The following is a 16389-nucleotide window of genomic DNA, read 5'->3' on the forward strand; positions in this document are numbered from 1 at the left end:
CGCCACTATTGCCAATAACAGCACTTTCTGCTTGTATAAGTACAATTGCCTGGAAAATCAGGAATAATCAGCAATGGACTGCTTGAGAATCATCGGAATTTTAGTCGCATGGAGTAGCTTGCAGGCGATCGCTTTTGCCCAGATTGCACCAGATGGTAGCCTGGGAGGTGAACAATCTCAGGTAGCTCAAGGCACGGTTCAAGAAGCACCAGCCAAACTCATCGAAGGCGGAGCGCGACGAGGAACTAACCTATTTCACAGCTTTAGCGATTTTAATGTAGGCAATTTAGAGCGTGTCTACTTTAACAATCCAACGGGAGTAGAAAATATCCTGTCGCGGGTAACGGGCAGCAATCCCTCAACTATCCTGGGCACATTGGGAGTGAATGGCAATGCAAATTTGTTTTTGATCAACGCCAATGGAATTGTATTTGGTGCCAATGCTCGCTTAGATATTCGTGGCTCGTTTCTGATCGGCACTGCCGATAGTCTTAAATTTGACAATGGCTTTGGGTTCAGTGCCAGCAACCCTCTAGCTCCCCCTCTGCTCACCGTCAACGTACCGCTCGGCTTGCAATATGGTGCAAATCCTGGTAGTGTTCGCGTCCAGGGTGTGAGGCAGAATGCGTTACAGGTTGCCACGGGACAAACCCTGGCACTGGTAGGCGGCGATGTCCTGCTGGAGGGTGGCAACTTGACGGCACCAGGGGGACGAATTGAATTAGGGAGCGTCGCAGCAGGGAGTTTGGTATCCATCACACCGATCAATCCCGGCTGGGAGTTGGGCTATCAGGGAGTGCAGCAGTTTCAGGATATTCGGCTCACCCAAGATGCTCGTGTGAATGCTAATGGCAACAGTGGCGGCGGCATCCAGTTGCAGGGACGACGGATCAGCATTTTGGACGGAGCGCAGGTTTTTGTTATGACTCAAGGTTCACAGGCCGGAAAAAACATCACTCTCCGCGCCACGGAATTAGTGGAAGTAATTAGCGATCCATTGACTGGCAAAACCAGTCGCGTGGCGGCTGAAACCAGTCGAGGTGCAACCGGAAATGCAGGCAACCTGACAATTGAAACCGAGAATTTGCGCGTGGTGGATGGCGCAGTCATCTCAGCCAATACTTTTGGTGCAGGCAAAGGCGGTGACTTGACAGTGCGGGCAAAGTCCATAGAAGTGATTGGAGCCAATGCATTAGCTTTTGGAACCAATCCATCAAGTCGCATTCCCAGTTCCTTGGTTACTCAAGTCAATCAAAATGCCACCGGGAATGCAGGTAACTTGACCATTGAAACCGAAAGCTTGCGCGTATCCGATGGCGGATTAATCTCAGTCGGGACTTTTGAAGTTGGCAACGGCGGCAATTTAACGATACGGGCAAAGTCCATAGAAGTGATTGGCTTCAATCAAGGCGCTCGCTTTATCAGTTCCTTGTCTGCTCAGACCTTTGCCAGAGCAATTGGCAATGCGGGTGATATTATCATAGTCACCGATCGCTTAAACATTGCCAATCGGGGTGAAATTAGAACGACGAGTGAAGGGTCAGGCCGTGCTGGCAATATGACGATGCAAGCAAACTCCCAGATTACTCTGGCTGATGAAGGTCGCATTATTGCTAATACCAATACTCTTCAAGGGAATATCACGCTGACTACGCCGCTGTTGCTGATGCGCCGGGGCGGCAGCATCACGACCAACGCGGCTGGCACTGGGACAGGGGGCAATATTAACATTGACGCTGGTTTTATCGTCTCTGCCCCTAACGAAAATAATGATATTATTGCTAATGCTTTTGGCGGGTCTGGTGGCAAAATTGCCATTTCCGCGCAAAGCATCTTTGAATTTAACCTCCGCACTCGTGAGGATTTGCAGCGCTTACTCAATACCACAAATCCGCTTGGGCTAGATCCGCGACTGCTCGCTAGCAACGATATCACCGCTTTTTCCCAGGCAAATCCAGCGATCGATACAGGAATCATCACTCTCCAAACTTCTAATCTTGACCCCACACGGGGACTGACAACCTTGCCCACAGATTTCACAGACATTAGCCAACTGATTGCTACTACCTGTCCGGCAGATCGGGGCAGTTCGTTTACTATTACAGGGCGGGGTGGGATACCGGAAGACCCCAGACAGCCGTTGATGGGTGAGGTGATTTGGCAGGATGAGCGGGTAGTGCGAGAACATGGGGGCGCAAAGGCAGTAGAGGAAGTGCCAGGGGTGGCGATCGCTGAAGCCCAAGGTTGGATCGTTGATCGTAGCGGCGCGGTTGTTTTGGTTGCACAGCAGCCCCAAAAATCTCTGGGTTTGACCTATCCTGTGTGTGCAACTTCTAATACCAATTCGTAATTCACGAATGATACGGTAGATTCGATCCCATGCCCCATTCCCAAAAACTCAGTTTTTCATTTGAGTTGTCGCTCGATCGCGGCCTGATGTTCTTGCGGCTCTGATTGCTTTAAGTATTCTATCGCAATGCGTGCGGCGGTGGGGTAATCTTGCTGTGCTGCCAGCAGTAAGTTGAGTGTGCGTTGAAATTGCAGGCGATCGCGTTGCTTGGTAGTGACAATCACCAGGGCGATCGCACTGCCCCATAACCCCAGCAGTGGCGGTACTACGGGTATCCACCAACCAGACAAGAATGCTAGATAACTGCTGCCAATCAGTCCGCCAGTTGTGCATAAAATGCCGATGGCCAGCTTGAGTGGCGATCGCAGCCACCGGCTGATGAGCGCCCCCACCCCAGCCCAAAACAGCACCCAGAGCCATTCCAGGGGCTTAGACCAGACGCGGATCAGGGGTCGTCCATCCAAGGCCGCGCTGATAATTTGACTGACGATATTGGCGTGGAGTGTCACTCCATTAATTGGTAGCATCGGATTAAACCAACTGCCGTTGTCAGGAGTGCGAAAGCGATCGCCGACACTTTCGGCGCTGTAGCCAATGAGAACAATGCGATCGCTAAACTGTTGTGCAGAAATCTGACGGTTCAAAACCTGCCGCAAGGAAACCGTGAGAAAATTGGCCTCACTGCCGCGAAAATTCAGCATTATTTGATAACTTTTTCCCGCTTGGGCATTGACATAGCCTCCATCTTGTGATTCAAATCTCTGAAAAATTGCTTTACCTAACTTAAATTGTCGCCCTGCTTCATCCAGTTGCTGCAAAGCCAGACCCTCATCTGCTAAATAAGACAGTGCCAGCTTGACTGCCAAACTGTACTGCGAGGTATTTTCAGTTTCAACAGACAATAATGCCCGCCGCACTTTACCATCGGCATCTTCAACCTGATCGGCAAATCCCACCTGTTGCTTCTGACTCAAAATTGGGGGCGGGGCAACCCGACTGCCCACCACTTTCTCAATCCCAAATAGATTTGATGTTGATTGAAATACCTGCACTAAGTCTGTATGTCCCGGCTCGACGGGTAAATCCCGATAAATATCCAAACCAATGACTCGCGGTTTTTGAGCCTGAATGTTCTTAATTGCCTGTGCTAACACCCGATCAGGCATCGGATATCCAACTTGAGTGATATCCTGCTCATCGATCGCAACTATCATAATCCGGCGATCGGGCGGTTCTAAGGGTCGCCAGCGGACAAACTGATCGAACAGATCTAATTCCACCCCTTGCAGCAGTCCCAAACCACGGAGTAGCAGTATGGGCACTGTAATACTCAACATTATCCTGGGTAGGGAACGCCAACTAATACGGCGTTTTTGTACTTCTCGCTTGGCACGTTGTCGGGCAGTGGCTAGCATCTGGCTAGCTTGTTCCACAGCTTCTAGGGCAGTTTGCACTTCCCGTTTTGCTAGTTCCTGACTCGCTCCCAAAAATTGATAATCTTCAGAACTCAAGCTCTTTCCGAGTGCCCAGGTGAAAGCATCCTGTAGCGTTTGCCCGCGCAACAAATAAGATTCATCACCTTTACCAGAGATCATCCAAGCATTAAGAGATTCGGCATAAGGACGAAGTTGCGCCAGATGGTGACATACCCAATTCAGGTTAAATACGGCTTGATAAATGGGATTTTTGACTACTAGTTGCCCTTGCTGTTTAATTACCAGCCCGGAGAGCAAGAGTTGGATCTGTTCGCGGCTACCATCAAATTCGACTGCCTCATGGGTGAGAATTTGCTGATAGATATCTAAGATTCGTCCTGTAAGTTGGGGATGATTGAGCAGGCGATCGCGAATTGTTCGCAAATGTTCTGGTTCATCCTGGAATTCCCAGGTTTTAATAATTGAATTCTCAACTAATTGATGAATATGTTCACAATCCGTAAGCGATTGAGTCGAAATGGGATGCTCAACCAACAACTGACACAACTTTTGCATCAAGAAAGGCTGTCCACTTGTCCACATCAAAATTTCTTGTAGGGCGCGTGACGGATCGTGGACACTGCCCACTAATCCTTGTGCTAACGGTTGAGCATCCGTTTGATGAAACTCACCCAGATTAATTGCGCGTCCAATATTGAATGGCGTTCTCTGGCGATCCGCGATCAAATCGGCAGGTGTAGCAACCCCCAGAAGCGCAAACGTTAGCCGTTGATACTCTGGCTGCAAACTGCGGCGATTATAGCAAACCCGAATCAGCCCAAAAAAGTCATTCAGTGAAAAATTCAGGCTGTAAATACTGTCCACTTCATCCAGAAACACCACCAGCTTGGGTTGAGTATGCGCCTTGCTCTTAGGAGTTAAGAGCAGAATTTCTTCAATAAACTGCCCTAACCGTTGAACTGGAGATAGATCTTTGCGTTCGTCCCACCACTGTTTCAAGTTTACCGTACCAAATAAGTCAAATGCCTGCCACAGTTCAACGGCAAACCCTTTGTACCACTGCTCTGGTGTTAAGTTTTCACTCCCAATCCGGGACAGATCGATCGCACCACAACAAACACCATCTTGTTGCAACTGATGGAACACCTGCACCATCAAGCTAGATTTACCCATTTGGCGAGCATTGAACACATAACAAAACTGTCCATTGCTTAAAGCTTGATAAAGGTCAGCATCCGCTTGCCGCCTCACATAGTAGGGATGGTCTGGACTCAAACTGCCCCCAACCTGGTAATTATGCATACAGGAAAATTGAAATCCGGAGTTTTTTATGAGCACCCTGACGTGTAAATACCATCATGCTGGTGTATTTAGGAACCTCTAAATCTCATGATAAATTCATAAAAAATTTCATACTTAGTGATAAAATTCTCTTTAATTCCTCATCCTGACGAATGATTTTTCATGAATGTTGACACCCTCTGTGAGAGTCTCAACCGCGAGTTAACTGCTAAACAAAGCCGTCCCCTCAATCCGGCAGAAACATTTGTATTACGTGGTATCTGGCAATGTCAAACCTATAGTCAAATTGCCGAAAATGTTGGCTATAGTTCTGGCTATTTAACCAATGTGGTTGCACCTGAACTGCTGCACCGACTCTCGGATTTGATCGGGCAACGCCTCACAAAAAAGAATTGTCGCATTTTGCTGGAAAAGTACGCTACATCATACACAAATCCCCAACTCCAGAAACAATCACCACAACCGATCGCAGTCTCTGACAACAATCCCAACCAAGCGTTTACCCCGGCGTTTCCCAGCGGAGCGATCGCAGTTGATTCACCATTTTACATCCCGCGTCCGCCCATCGAATCGCAAGTGTGTGCCGAAATCTGCAAACCAGGCGCACTGGTGCGGATCAAAGCACCCAGAGAAACAGGAAAAACTTCGCTGCTCCTGCGGGTGCTAGATTATGCTCAACGCCAAGGCTATCGCAGCGTTTACCTGAATTTAGACCAAATGGATCGAGCCGTTTGTGCCGATCTGAATCGTTTTCTCCGCAGTCTTTGTGCTAGCGTTGCTCGTCAACTGCAACTCGAACCCAAACTCGATGAGTACTGGGATGAAGATATTGGCAGCAAAGTCAGTTGTACCCTATACTTTCGACAGCATCTATTAGAGCAAATTCAGACTCCTGTGGTTTTCGCCCTGGATGAACTCAACCAAATTTTTGAATATCCTAGCGTTGCTAAAGATTTTCTTCCCCTACTGCGATCGTGGTATGAAGAGGCGAAGCGAATTCCCATTTGGCAAAATCTGCGGCTAATTATCGCTCACTCCACGGAAGTGTATGTCCCTCTGCAAATGAATCTGTCTCCCTTCAATGTGGGGTTATCTACGCAACTTATGGGATTCACGGTCGATCAAGTACAACAACTCGCCCAGCGTTACGGTCTGAACTGGAGCGATGGAAAATCAGCAGCACAACTGATGGCGCTTGTGGGCGGACATCCTGCTCTGCTTCATACTACTATTTACTATCTGAGCCGCGAAACACAACCACTGAGGCAACTCTTGGCGATGGCTTTCTCACCTACGGGTATCTATTACCATCATTTGCAGGGACATTGGGCGACTCTACAACAACAACCTGCTCTGCTGCGAGCGTTTCATACTGTCCTGAGCGCTACTGAACCTGTGTATTTAGAATCAAGCCTAGCTCACCAGCTAAACAGCATGGGTATGATCAATCTTTTGGAAAATAGAGTAACTGTAAGGTGCGAGCTGTATCGCCAGTATTTCCAAACGAAAATGTCACTGGAACGATAACTGTGACTTAAAGGATAAAGTGGCCTGTGACTTAATGTAACTTAAAGGATAATGTGACTTAAAGGAATTGTTTGCCGTTTTTTAAAGGATAAAGTTGCTGTGACAGAGCCTGAAAGCATTATTCTTTCGATTCTTTCGGATCTTTCTGAATTAGTTGTCGAGTTCCATTAAATCCCTCATTCCCCCAAGATTTTGCAGATGCATATCCCCCTCTAACCAAATGGCATCAGTAGAGGAATTGACAAATCCTGAACCTGGTAAAGTTTGCATATCACGATAAAAGATGTGAGCCGTCCCTCGATAAAAGGCGAAGGGGCTAGCTGTCATCTTTTGCATCTTCGTTGCCAGTTCTTGCGGTAATTGAGAAGCAAAAGAATGGTTGTATTGGTAAATTTCATTTACCACCCAAGTTGAACGGGGAGTTGCAGTAACAGATGTAGATGCAAACCCCAAAGTTAAAATGAATACGGCTGCAATCTGCTGTATGTGTTTGAGCATGAAAGTCTCTTAGATGGTAAAGAAATTAACTCTTGCTGGACTCTTGTGTAGACACAACCATCCAACAACAATTCTTTTACCACCTTGAGTCATAACTTATAAAGTGATTTAAAGCACAATGTAACAACTATTCATAGCCAGCAAAAAAGATTGCTCTCAAGTATTTTACGCTGCCCCCAATCAAGCGAACGCGCAGAGCGCGTCTCGTAGAGAGGAAAACAACAGCGTAGGCGTTGGCGTAGCCTCTCCAAGAGTTGCCTGCCAAGGCGATCGTGTATATTAACTAATTATTTGTCCCATTAACAAAATATTGTCACAAACTAGGTAAGTAGCTAAAAGCCTGTCATAACAAAGGTTATGGCAGGTTTTTGATTAACTCAATTCTCACAACGTTATTTTGGCTGGATTAACAAATTAGATGTCCAAGTTCTGAAAATTCACAGTTGGGAGCTTCAATTACTGGATTGATAGTATCTTCTGTTGTTGGTGGTTCTTCGTAGCATGTCCAAATTCTTAAACGGTTAGGTTCTGTTGTAATTAATGATGGTGTACGAGAAAAACTCCAAGCAAGTCTATAAGTTTTTCTCAATGTATCTTCTGATACTTCTTGTTGAAAGTCGCACACCAGAGCAATGGGTGCTTCTGTTGAGTCACCTTGAGGATTTGCAGCCAGCACTCCTATTTACACACCATGACCATCTGAAAGCTTGCTGATAGTCCTGCCTAATTTTTCCCTAGCGATTCGTGCATAAACACTAGGCCCAGCACCAGATGGCTCCAAAATTTGTTGTGGAGTTGGCCAGTGAAGCTTTTCATGTGCTAGTTCAAGTAGTCCAGACTGTGACATTCGGTTTTTTAAGGTGCATTAACCCTCTTCTGTCACTCTCCGAAAACTTTTGCCATTTCTGAATTCTAGAGCTTTTGTATAGCCTGCGATCGAGCGATTATTTTCTAATAACAAATACAAGACCGATTTTTTTCTAATAGTATAGCTTGTATTGATTGCCTCATGAGGCTTCTAGCGATCGCCCTCCCGGAAAGTGACAGAAGAGGGTTAAAGTGCAATTCCACATTTCAACGATGCCTACGGCTGGCTACGCCTACGCATTGTTATGAATTGATTGACATTGATCAACAGTACATTAGTATTATTGGCTGCTGCAACAATATTTAACTGGAGTTCACAAAATCTTTTTGAATGCGAACACAATTTCATTAAACGCAAGCGATGCTCATAACATACAACATAATATCGTGTGACTTCAGTTTTAATCAGCCAATCTAAATAGTCAACTGCTGATAAATCACGTCTAACCACACCGGAATCACTGGTTTACCTTCAACTAAGGAAGCGATCGCTTTTTCTCGATCAAACTCCACAAGGGAAAGCATCAGCCCTGTTCCTCCCTTAGCAGCTTTTTCTCCTACTGCTCCCAACAACATAAAACGCTTGCCCTCACCAGATTTAAACAACTCCGGCTCCTTGTCTTTCAGTGTTTTGAGCGTTTCACCACCCAAATCAAAACTCAACCCCGCAGACAATAAATATACCATCACAGCCAATTCCACGAAATTGGCTTTTGAGTAATAAATACTACGTCCACTTCCCGTTTCACTGATAACAGGAACAATCACCCGCTTCTCTCGCCAGTACTGGAGCTGACGCGGGGTACAGCCTGTTATTTCAGCCGCTTATTTGCTGTAAAAAATGTGTCCTGCATGAAATAATTTTACACATGGCTGTTTATAAGACAAAAATATTTTTATTAAACATACATGTTTTAAAATGCCATGAACCAAATCACTGTTCAGCGCCGTTTGGTGGCCAGTGCATCTACCCGCCAACACTTATGGAAGTTAATGGCAGAGCAAAACACGCCTCTGATTAACGAGTTACTGGAACAATTGGGACATCACCAGACCTTGAAAATTGGCGACAAAAAGCTAAAATCCCTGCTGATATCGTCAAGCAACTATGTCTGACAGTTAAAACTGACCCTCGCTACAGTGGTCAACCTTCTCGGTTTTATGCAAGTGCGTAGACGCGAAGCGGCTTGCCGAAGGCATCGCATTGGTGAATTACACCTATAAATCGTGGCTGGCTTTAATGAAGCGGTTACAGTCACAACTGAGCAGTAAAATCTACTGGCTGGAAATGCTCATAAGTGATGCTGAATTAGTCAAAATCACTGGCGCATCCTTGGATGAAATTTGCACCAAAGCAACTGAAATTTTGGATCAAATTGCTTCAGTCGATACAATTAACACTCAACAGCCAAAGAGTAGCAAAGTCAAAAAGAGCAAAAAGTCTGCACTTTCACAGACTGATGATGTGAAGCACGCACTTCAAATAGGCGATCGCAATGTATTTAACACCTTATTTGAAATTTACCGCAATACCGAAGATATCCTGACTCGTTGTGCCATTAGCTATTTACTCAAAAATGCCTGTAAAGTCACTGATAAAGAAGAAGACTGTGAAAAATTTACTCAACGCCGCCGTAAACTTGAGATTCAGATTGAACGCATAAAAGAGCAATTAGAAGCACGAATTCCCAAAGGTCGAGATTTAACTAATACTAAGTGGTTGCAAACACTCTTCACTGCCATACACAACGTCCCTCAAAATGAAACAGAGGCGAAATCTTGGCAAAACAGCCTTTTAAGGCAATCTAGTTGTGTACCGTTCCCAGTAGCTTACGAAGGCAGCGAAGAGATGACTTGGTTTAAAAACCAAAAGGGACGCATTTGTGTAAAATTCAACGGTATGAGCGAAAGGTAAATCTCATATTTTGGTAGGTGTTAGTGTTGGTCTAAAACAACCTGCAACAGTAGCAGTAGTGGACGGCATTACAAACAAAGTTATCACCTATCAAAGCATTAAACAGCTACTAGGGAATAATTACAAACTGTTAAACAGACAGCAAAGAAAAAAACAAACTTTATCTCACAAACGCCAAATAGCCCAAATATTTGCTTCACCAAAACCATTTGAAGAATCTGAGTTAGGGCAGTACATAGATAGATTAATAGCTAAAAAAATTGTCGCCCTTGCTCAAACATACTCTGCTGGTAGCATAGTCGTTCCTAAACTAGGCGATATCCGAGAGCAGGTAAACAGTGAAATTCAAGCAAGAGCTGAACAAAAATGTCCAGATTGCCTGGAAGCACAGAAAAATTATGCCAAACAGTATCGTCATAGTGTCCATCAGTGGAGTTATGGCAGATTGATTGAGTGTGTACAAACTCAAGCGGCTAAAGCTGGAATTGTTATAGAAGAGGTGAAACAGCCCATCCGAGGAAGTCCACAACAGAAAGCAAAAGAGTTAGCGTTCGCCGCCTATAAATCACGCCAAATGGCAGATTGACAAAAATTTTAACCTTGAAAATAAAATAAGTAATAGCGCCGCAGTTCATGCTGTAACCAGCTGCTCAACTGTGAAAACTTTGGGTTAGTTTGACTGTGGGAAAACAGTCGTGCTTTCTGACCCTAGTTAGCTGCCCACCTTGAAGCTGCTGTCTTTTGTAGACAGGAATCAGGTGCGCCCCCAGTAATAGAGGTGCGGGTTTACCGCAGTGGTGGCTACCGAATCACCTCCGACCAAGGAGGAACCCATCTTAATTATTTTTGATAGGGGTTAAAGATTCGAGCAGTTTCAACTCCCGTTCTTAAATTAGGAGGGTTGAAAGTTTCTTAGAGGAAAAATTGAGCGCGTGTCTGGGTGCTTTCTAAATCCCTTCAAGCTGGATGGGTTGAAAGCGACGACAGGGAGCGAGTTAAAGGGTTTTCTACCTGAAGGCTCATTAAAGGTTGAGTACTGACACATTTTCAGATATGCGTAGGCGTAGCCCGCGCCCTGGCATCGCTTTTTTCAACAAGCCTCTATCAAGTTTGAGTTGAGTAAGCTTCTACATATTAAGCTTTTAGTAGTTGTGCTAAAGCTTTGCTAAATTTATGGTGGGTTGAAAGGTAAGGCAGAGGTCTGCCATTATAATAATGTGTCTAGTTTGTAGTTGTGACACATAATCTGTTAACAGTGACATCAATTTGTTAAACATGACATCAATCTATTAACAGTGACAAATAATTAGTTAATGTACATCTTTAAAGGCGGCACCCGGATTTGAACCGGGGGATGGAGGTTTTGCAGACCTCTGCCTTACCACTTGGCTATGCCGCCATACCCATGAGTTACTATCTTACCAATATTTTATCTAAATTTCCATCCTCTAACTGAATAAATTTTTTAACTTCACTCTAGCGATTATTGAAAGTGCAGTGGACTTGAGCGCATATTTTCAAATGCCCTTGTATCGCTTGTTCCCATGTAGACCAATGATTCCGCTTGCCGTGTAGTACTCCTCCTATAACCAGAGTTTCAAAAATTGTGATTTGAACGATAATTTAGCCAAACGGTCACGAAATACTTCACTCTGTACTAGGACAACATATAGTTCAAAGCTATAAATGGAGTTCAAAAAACTCAAAACTTAATTACAGCAAGGAACATGGTCAAATAGTTCATTTGTACCTTACCGTGATGAGAGAGAAATAAAAATTCAGATTTCAGGCGTAGGCGCAGCCCGCCGCAGGCATCGCTTTATCACTCAATTTTTGGCGAAACATATTTTTGAACCATATTGTGGACATTTTGAATTATATTTTGACCGAAAGTTTAAAATTTTCGACTAAATTAGTGTGTCTTGCTCGGCATTTTTTACCAAGTCTAAAAATAAAACTTTTGGTCGTATTATGGTTCATATTTAAAACACGCGGACATAATTTGATTCATAAAGCTAAGTTATTGATTGGCTCAAAAGCTTGAAATTACGTTAACTTTTGGTCACGTTATGGTTCAAAATTTGGTCACGCAGGGGGTAAAATCACAAAAATCATTGGTTCTCTAGATTGCGAAGGATCTAGGTTGACCCCAACAAAAACAGTTGAAATGTTGACATTGTTAATTTTGTTGACCATAACCCTAGTGTCGGCTGATGCCATCCACAAGCACCAATCTATAAAAGATTCAGCGATAACCGGGCTTTGTCCTTCCAGCTTGTAATAACGACTAAACATAATCTCCATTTTGTCACTTAACCCAGTCCATCGTAGATAAAATCAATTTTCATTTTTAACCTCTCAAACGCTTGTTTTGGCTCGTAGCACAACTCTGACTCAAGCGTTCCGTGCCCAAAAGGATGGTCACACGCAGCGTAGCAGTAACCATCCTCTGTATAAAAAATTTCTAGCAGCAGTTCTTTATACTGCTCAAAATAAACCGTCACTGTTCAAAATTCCCTTTTCGTCACATCACTACCGTCGTGCTAGCTTGTAATCGGCAGCCAGCACCTTTATTAAATTATGTGCGAACAGATGGCTGCTACCAACCTTTAAATTAAATTGAATAGCTCCTCTTTGATAAGCTAGAATGCCGTGTAACACGGCATTTTCTATGAACAACAAATACAAAAATTCAACGACTTGGGCAGGTAGCTCCTGGCGCAATGGAGCGACTAAAGTAATCCGCGTTCCGATCGCCTTAGAAGAGAAAATCATGGTTTACGCTAGGGCGCTAGATGAAGAGAATGCCATGTTACACGGCATTGCAGGTGATTCAATCCTGAACGCGATCGCCGAATACATTGAAATGCGGCGAGAGAACCTGCACCCAAATCAGCATTCCAAGGGCAAAGGGCTGGATACGCGATCGCGCACTTGGGACGAGTTGCGGCGATTTCAAGAGTGGGTCAAGAATCGGCAAAACAAGTAGTATTCGAGTAGCGCGATCGGGCTGGCATCCACTAAAAAACAGGGTCACAAGCCCTGTTTTAAGTAGCATTTGAGTAGCAACAACTTAAGAAAATTCTCGAAAGCTTGTAGTAAAAGGATTCAGCAAGTTTGTTTAAAAAAGTTAGTCATATCTTGTAAATCTATGTTCTACTGGTTTATTCATTTTCTTATAAGTAGCATTTAAGTAGCAGCTTGTCTTCTTTTGCTATCAAAAATCAGGACACTCAGCGTCAACTACGTTGGGATGGCAGTAGTAACGCAAGACTGTCAGAACCTCGTCCCCAATCCACAAGGCGACTTTATCGGGGGTTATACCACTGCTGATAGCCCATGTAGCGAAAGTGTGCCTGCACGCATAAGGCTTGAGGTAGTAAGGGATTTCGCCTTCTTCCACTAATTCTTTGACCACTCCGAGATGGTTCACTGATTTGTTCCAGACAGTGTGAAGAACAAAACTAGTCATTCGGCTGCCAGTCTTAGTCTTAAAAATTAAGTCGTCAAGTGTGGCTGTGGCTGGTTTAATATCTTGCAGCAATCTTTGTAGCTTGCTTCCGTCAGTAGTAGGGAATATTCGCCTCTTCCCGTTTTTAGTTCCTTTGAGTACGCCGTGCATATTTCGTGATTTGTCGATAGAAATACGAGTGTAATTGTCGCTAATGTCATTCCAGGTGAGGGCAAATGCTTCGCCTGGTCGGCATCCAGTGAAGAATAAAAATTTTATCAGCGACGCATAACAGGAATGACTATGGTGTTTTTCAAAGGCTTGGATAATGATGTCTCGCTGTTGCAGGGTAAATGCGCGGTAGTCATTATTTTTGATTGATTTTTTCTTGGGTTTCAAGTTTTGAATTTTCAGTTTTAAAAAAGGATTGTCAGGGATTAATCCTGATTGAACACCCCACTCACAGCACTGCTGAAAATAGGAGAGTTTGTGCCACGTCATGAGTTGCGTCGTGTTAGCTAATAACCAGTCTCTTATATCTGGTGTTTTCTCTAATGAATGAGTTGGAAGTTTTTTGATAAACCTAGCTACCGCTTTATAGGTAGTCAGAAATGTTGTTTCTTCAATTTGAGTAAGCTGAAATTGAGCAAATCGCTCCCAAAGCTCTTGTAAATCTTGCTGATACTTAATTTCTGACTGTTTGGTTACCATCGCTGCGGGGTCGATTTGGACTGCCCTAAACTGATAGCTGTTTAGCGTGTAATCAAACCGCCCCAATGCGATATCGTTTTTGATCGCATCTCTGCGAATACGAACGATTTCGCGGTTACGATTGGTGTTTTCTAAACCGGTACTGATATAAAACTGTTTTGGAAATCCGCGAACAAAAAAACGAATTACCAGCTTCCCGGTTCGCGGATCTGAACTAATCCATTTATCTTCATTCTGACTTTTCACGGGATGTGGAAAAGAAAGAGTAGTTCGCGATAATCTATCGCGAACCACTTGTTATTCTTTATTATATTTGGAAGTTTCTTCGACTAAATCTTTTAAACCCTGTTTGAGAGTCTCAATTGAACGATCTAAAGCTTCAATTTTAGTCCTTGCAGTAATTTGTTCAATGGCATCTATGTAGGCTTGACTACCAGCCTTACCTAAATGCTTGTACTTGGATAGCTTGCCATCATTTCGAGTCGTAAATATTGGTGTTGTAGCATGTAGTTTATAGTACCAATAAAATTCTTTACGCCCCTTTGCTAGGTAACGAGCGATTCTACAACTAGGTGGCGCAACAGGCGTTGAGTCGTGTATGGCAGCTACTTCAAGTTCCAGACGCTCCTTCATCGAGATCACAAAATCTATACGCTTGTGTAAATCCTCTTGGGCTATGGTTTTTCGGTCTTTCGACATCAAATTAACTCCTAGATTCGCGACTTGTTGTCGCGAACCATATTCCTCCTAACAAAGGCGAGTAACTAAAATCAATATATTGATTTTAGATTTTCATGTAGCAACCAACCTTGGCATAAAGTTTCTAATTCCAACCAGCCTCGCCACAAAACTTGTATCCCAATAGGGCTATTCTTCCTATGTTCTAAGTATCCGCCGAGACGTGCAATTGCTCTAATTGCCCAGTCAACTGTAAGCTGTATCTGCTTTTTTTGTTTGGGTGGAGTACTAGCAAGTAGCACGTCCATTTGTATTTTTGTTAACACCAATTCTGCTGAACTGTGCGGGGAATTCCGGTGTAGATAAGTCATTCGCAGTAATTGTGCCGCAATCACTGTTAAAAAACCTAACATTGTTGACATACTCTCCCCTGCCAAGCGGTAACTTTCCGCTTTACAGCCAGATTTTAGTATTTTGTGATATTCTTCTATCCGCCAGCGATACGTATACCATCGAAGAATTTGAGATGCTTCTGTCTGTGTTGTTATTAACTCGCTTGTCAGTAGCATCCACGTAATTGGCTCACATCCATCTGGCACATTAATTTCTGTTGCAAAGAGCGCGTAAACGTTAAAATTGCCTGACTTTTTTAACCGAGAAGGAGGATTTATTGATACTGGACAATACCTGATCTCCAAGGTGGCAGTTCTTTCTTTTCGCTTTTTAGTTTCAGGTAATTCAATCTCTTTTATAAACTGCACTTTCTGGGATGTTACATACTCCCATAGATAAGAGTTTTCTCCTTCTAAACAACGATTGTGAGCGGCTCTGACAACTACACCTGTATTTTTATTTTTACGTTGAAGTGCGAATACTTCTGCAATATCTCCTTCACGGTCAAAGACATGAATTACTCTTGAGAGTAGTCCCCCATCAGGCATTTCTAAACCTTTAAATAATTTGTTTACTTTCTGAAAAACTTCAACCCATCGATAAGATTCTTTCTCTTTAAAAGCTCTATTCTTGGCGATTAAACGTTCTTTTTTTAATCGCTTTTTTTTTGCCGTAGATGTTTCCTCTGGTGGTGGAGATGCTTTGTGCTGTCGATGCCACAATTTCTCCCATAATAGTCCTAGTGGCTGACCAAAGTCTGGGTCTAGTGCTAAAGAACTATGTAAAATTAGTCCGTTCCCACCATTGCCCGTAGGCCCATAATCATCTCTTTTTTCTAATATTTTTTTATAATCCAGATAAGTAGTATCTCCTACCGCTAATACTATTGGTATGCCATAAATCTCTTGTGCCGTCTGTTTAAAAGATGGTTGGGTCAATTTCTCAAAAGTTGTTTTGGGGTTAGAAAAGAATTCGTAGCCACGTTTGAGGTCACTAGCGCTTTGAAATATTTCTGATAGAGGATGACCATATTTTACTTTTAAAGCCTCCGCAATTAACACTGCTCTGTCGGTCAGACGTTTGTCACCAAAATCACAATCGCGGTACGGGTTTGCTTCTAATAGTTTCATTTGCACCCCAAAATACGATACTACAAGCACCTTAATATTAGAGGACGCAAATTATCTTAAGTCCAGAGGATTGGTTCGCGACCAGCTATCGCGAACCAATCCCCTTTTCCACATCCCGTGAAAAGTCAGAT

The 16389-nt window shown here is 43.8% G+C and carries 15 protein-coding genes and 1 tRNA gene; 6 read left to right on the plus strand and 10 right to left on the minus strand.

Going from position 1 to position 16389, the window contains the following annotated elements:
* The first annotated feature begins 73 nt into the window (after positions 1 to 73).
* Complete coding sequence (locus IQ276_RS26040) at positions 74 to 2350, plus strand: two-partner secretion domain-containing protein (RefSeq protein ID WP_235115978.1); 2277 nt, start codon at positions 74 to 76, stop codon at positions 2348 to 2350.
* Positions 2351 to 2406: 56 nt separating this feature from the next.
* On the opposite strand, the gene IQ276_RS26045 is transcribed toward IQ276_RS26040, so the two are convergent.
* Entirely contained in the window at positions 2407 to 5088 is a 2682-nt protein-coding gene (locus IQ276_RS26045) for a CHASE2 domain-containing protein (protein ID WP_193912691.1), read from the minus strand.
* A gap of 162 nt (positions 5089 to 5250) precedes the next feature.
* Here IQ276_RS26045 and IQ276_RS26050 point away from each other — a divergent pair, with 162 nt between their 5' ends.
* Positions 5251 to 6615 (plus strand): AAA-like domain-containing protein, encoded by a 1365-nt coding sequence (locus IQ276_RS26050; RefSeq protein ID WP_193912690.1) that lies wholly within the window; start codon positions 5251 to 5253, stop codon positions 6613 to 6615.
* A 150-nt stretch (positions 6616 to 6765) separates the two neighbouring features.
* On the opposite strand, the gene IQ276_RS26055 is transcribed toward IQ276_RS26050, so the two are convergent.
* The 4 genes from IQ276_RS26055 to IQ276_RS26070 form a co-directional block, all read right to left on the minus strand.
* Positions 6766 to 7113: a DUF2252 family protein gene (locus IQ276_RS26055; RefSeq protein ID WP_228042747.1), complete on the minus strand. Its 348-nt coding sequence runs from the start codon at positions 7111 to 7113 to the stop codon at positions 6766 to 6768.
* 406 nt (positions 7114 to 7519) lie between these two features.
* The gene (locus IQ276_RS26060; protein ID WP_228042746.1) at positions 7520 to 7789 is read right to left on the minus strand and encodes a hypothetical protein; all 270 of its coding nucleotides are present in this window, start codon (positions 7787 to 7789) and stop codon (positions 7520 to 7522) included.
* A 6-nt stretch (positions 7790 to 7795) separates the two neighbouring features.
* A complete protein-coding gene (locus tag IQ276_RS26065; protein ID WP_228042745.1) occupies positions 7796 to 7960 on the minus strand; it encodes a hypothetical protein in 165 nt (54 codons plus the stop codon).
* A gap of 434 nt (positions 7961 to 8394) precedes the next feature.
* Complete coding sequence (locus IQ276_RS26070) at positions 8395 to 8748, minus strand: MerR family transcriptional regulator (protein ID WP_235115979.1); 354 nt, start codon at positions 8746 to 8748, stop codon at positions 8395 to 8397.
* Between the two features lie 156 nt (positions 8749 to 8904).
* On the opposite strand from IQ276_RS26070, the gene IQ276_RS40760 reads away from it, so the two are divergent.
* The 3 genes from IQ276_RS40760 (at position 8905) to cas12k (IQ276_RS40770) (ending at position 10481) form a co-directional block, all read left to right on the plus strand.
* Positions 8905 to 9096: a hypothetical protein gene (locus IQ276_RS40760; protein WP_309245611.1), complete on the plus strand. Its 192-nt coding sequence runs from the start codon at positions 8905 to 8907 to the stop codon at positions 9094 to 9096.
* Positions 9097 to 9187: 91 nt separating this feature from the next.
* Positions 9188 to 9895 carry a type V CRISPR-associated protein Cas12k gene (gene cas12k, locus IQ276_RS40765; protein ID WP_309245612.1) on the plus strand — a complete coding sequence of 236 codons (708 nt, stop codon included), beginning with the start codon at positions 9188 to 9190 and terminating at the stop codon, positions 9893 to 9895.
* A gap of 10 nt (positions 9896 to 9905) precedes the next feature.
* Positions 9906 to 10481: a type V CRISPR-associated protein Cas12k gene (gene cas12k, locus IQ276_RS40770; RefSeq protein ID WP_309245613.1), complete on the plus strand. Its 576-nt coding sequence runs from the start codon at positions 9906 to 9908 to the stop codon at positions 10479 to 10481.
* A 741-nt stretch (positions 10482 to 11222) separates the two neighbouring features.
* Here cas12k (IQ276_RS40770) and IQ276_RS26080 read toward each other — a convergent pair.
* Both IQ276_RS26080 and IQ276_RS26085 read right to left on the minus strand, forming a co-directional pair.
* Positions 11223 to 11294, minus strand: a tRNA-Cys gene (locus IQ276_RS26080).
* A gap of 913 nt (positions 11295 to 12207) precedes the next feature.
* Positions 12208 to 12399 carry a hypothetical protein gene (locus IQ276_RS26085; protein WP_193912689.1) on the minus strand — a complete coding sequence of 64 codons (192 nt, stop codon included), beginning with the start codon at positions 12397 to 12399 and terminating at the stop codon, positions 12208 to 12210.
* 167 nt (positions 12400 to 12566) lie between these two features.
* Here IQ276_RS26085 and IQ276_RS26090 point away from each other — a divergent pair, with 167 nt between their 5' ends.
* On the plus strand, positions 12567 to 12884 hold the full coding sequence (locus IQ276_RS26090) for a hypothetical protein (protein WP_193912688.1): 318 nt from the start codon (positions 12567 to 12569) through the stop codon (positions 12882 to 12884).
* A 228-nt stretch (positions 12885 to 13112) separates the two neighbouring features.
* On the opposite strand, the gene IQ276_RS26095 is transcribed toward IQ276_RS26090, so the two are convergent.
* The 3 genes from IQ276_RS26095 to IQ276_RS26105 form a co-directional block, all read right to left on the minus strand.
* On the minus strand, positions 13113 to 14351 hold the full coding sequence (locus IQ276_RS26095; RefSeq protein ID WP_235115980.1) for a tyrosine-type recombinase/integrase: 1239 nt from the start codon (positions 14349 to 14351) through the stop codon (positions 13113 to 13115).
* A 3-nt stretch (positions 14352 to 14354) separates the two neighbouring features.
* Positions 14355 to 14756, minus strand: coding sequence for a hypothetical protein (locus tag IQ276_RS26100; RefSeq protein WP_193925513.1), 402 nt, complete (start codon positions 14754 to 14756; stop codon positions 14355 to 14357).
* Positions 14757 to 14827: 71 nt separating this feature from the next.
* Positions 14828 to 16258, minus strand: a complete 1431-nt coding sequence (locus IQ276_RS26105) for an IS4 family transposase (protein ID WP_193925515.1) — start codon at positions 16256 to 16258, stop codon at positions 14828 to 14830.
* Between the last annotated feature and the right edge of the window lie 131 nt (positions 16259 to 16389).

The organism is Desmonostoc muscorum LEGE 12446 (assembly GCF_015207005.2).
Lineage (GTDB): Bacteria > Cyanobacteriota > Cyanobacteriia > Cyanobacteriales > Nostocaceae > Nostoc > Nostoc muscorum.

What these genes read in the sequence shown, in the direction of transcription:
- IQ276_RS40760 (WP_309245611.1), top strand. Translation starts at nt 8,905, where the DNA reads ATGAACCAAATCACTGTTCAGCGCCGTTTGGTGGCCAGTGCATCTACC.
- IQ276_RS26100 (WP_193925513.1), bottom strand. Translation starts at nt 14,756, where the DNA reads ATGTCGAAAGACCGAAAAACCATAGCCCAAGAGGATTTACACAAGCGT.
- IQ276_RS26105 (WP_193925515.1), bottom strand. Translation starts at nt 16,258, where the DNA reads ATGAAACTATTAGAAGCAAACCCGTACCGCGATTGTGATTTTGGTGAC.
- IQ276_RS26040 (WP_235115978.1), top strand. Translation starts at nt 74, where the DNA reads ATGGACTGCTTGAGAATCATCGGAATTTTAGTCGCATGGAGTAGCTTG.
- IQ276_RS26050 (WP_193912690.1), top strand. Translation starts at nt 5,251, where the DNA reads ATGAATGTTGACACCCTCTGTGAGAGTCTCAACCGCGAGTTAACTGCT.
- IQ276_RS26065 (WP_228042745.1), bottom strand. Translation starts at nt 7,960, where the DNA reads ATGTCACAGTCTGGACTACTTGAACTAGCACATGAAAAGCTTCACTGG.
- IQ276_RS26090 (WP_193912688.1), top strand. Translation starts at nt 12,567, where the DNA reads ATGAACAACAAATACAAAAATTCAACGACTTGGGCAGGTAGCTCCTGG.
- IQ276_RS26045 (WP_193912691.1), bottom strand. Translation starts at nt 5,088, where the DNA reads ATGCATAATTACCAGGTTGGGGGCAGTTTGAGTCCAGACCATCCCTAC.
- IQ276_RS26055 (WP_228042747.1), bottom strand. Translation starts at nt 7,113, where the DNA reads ATGCTCAAACACATACAGCAGATTGCAGCCGTATTCATTTTAACTTTG.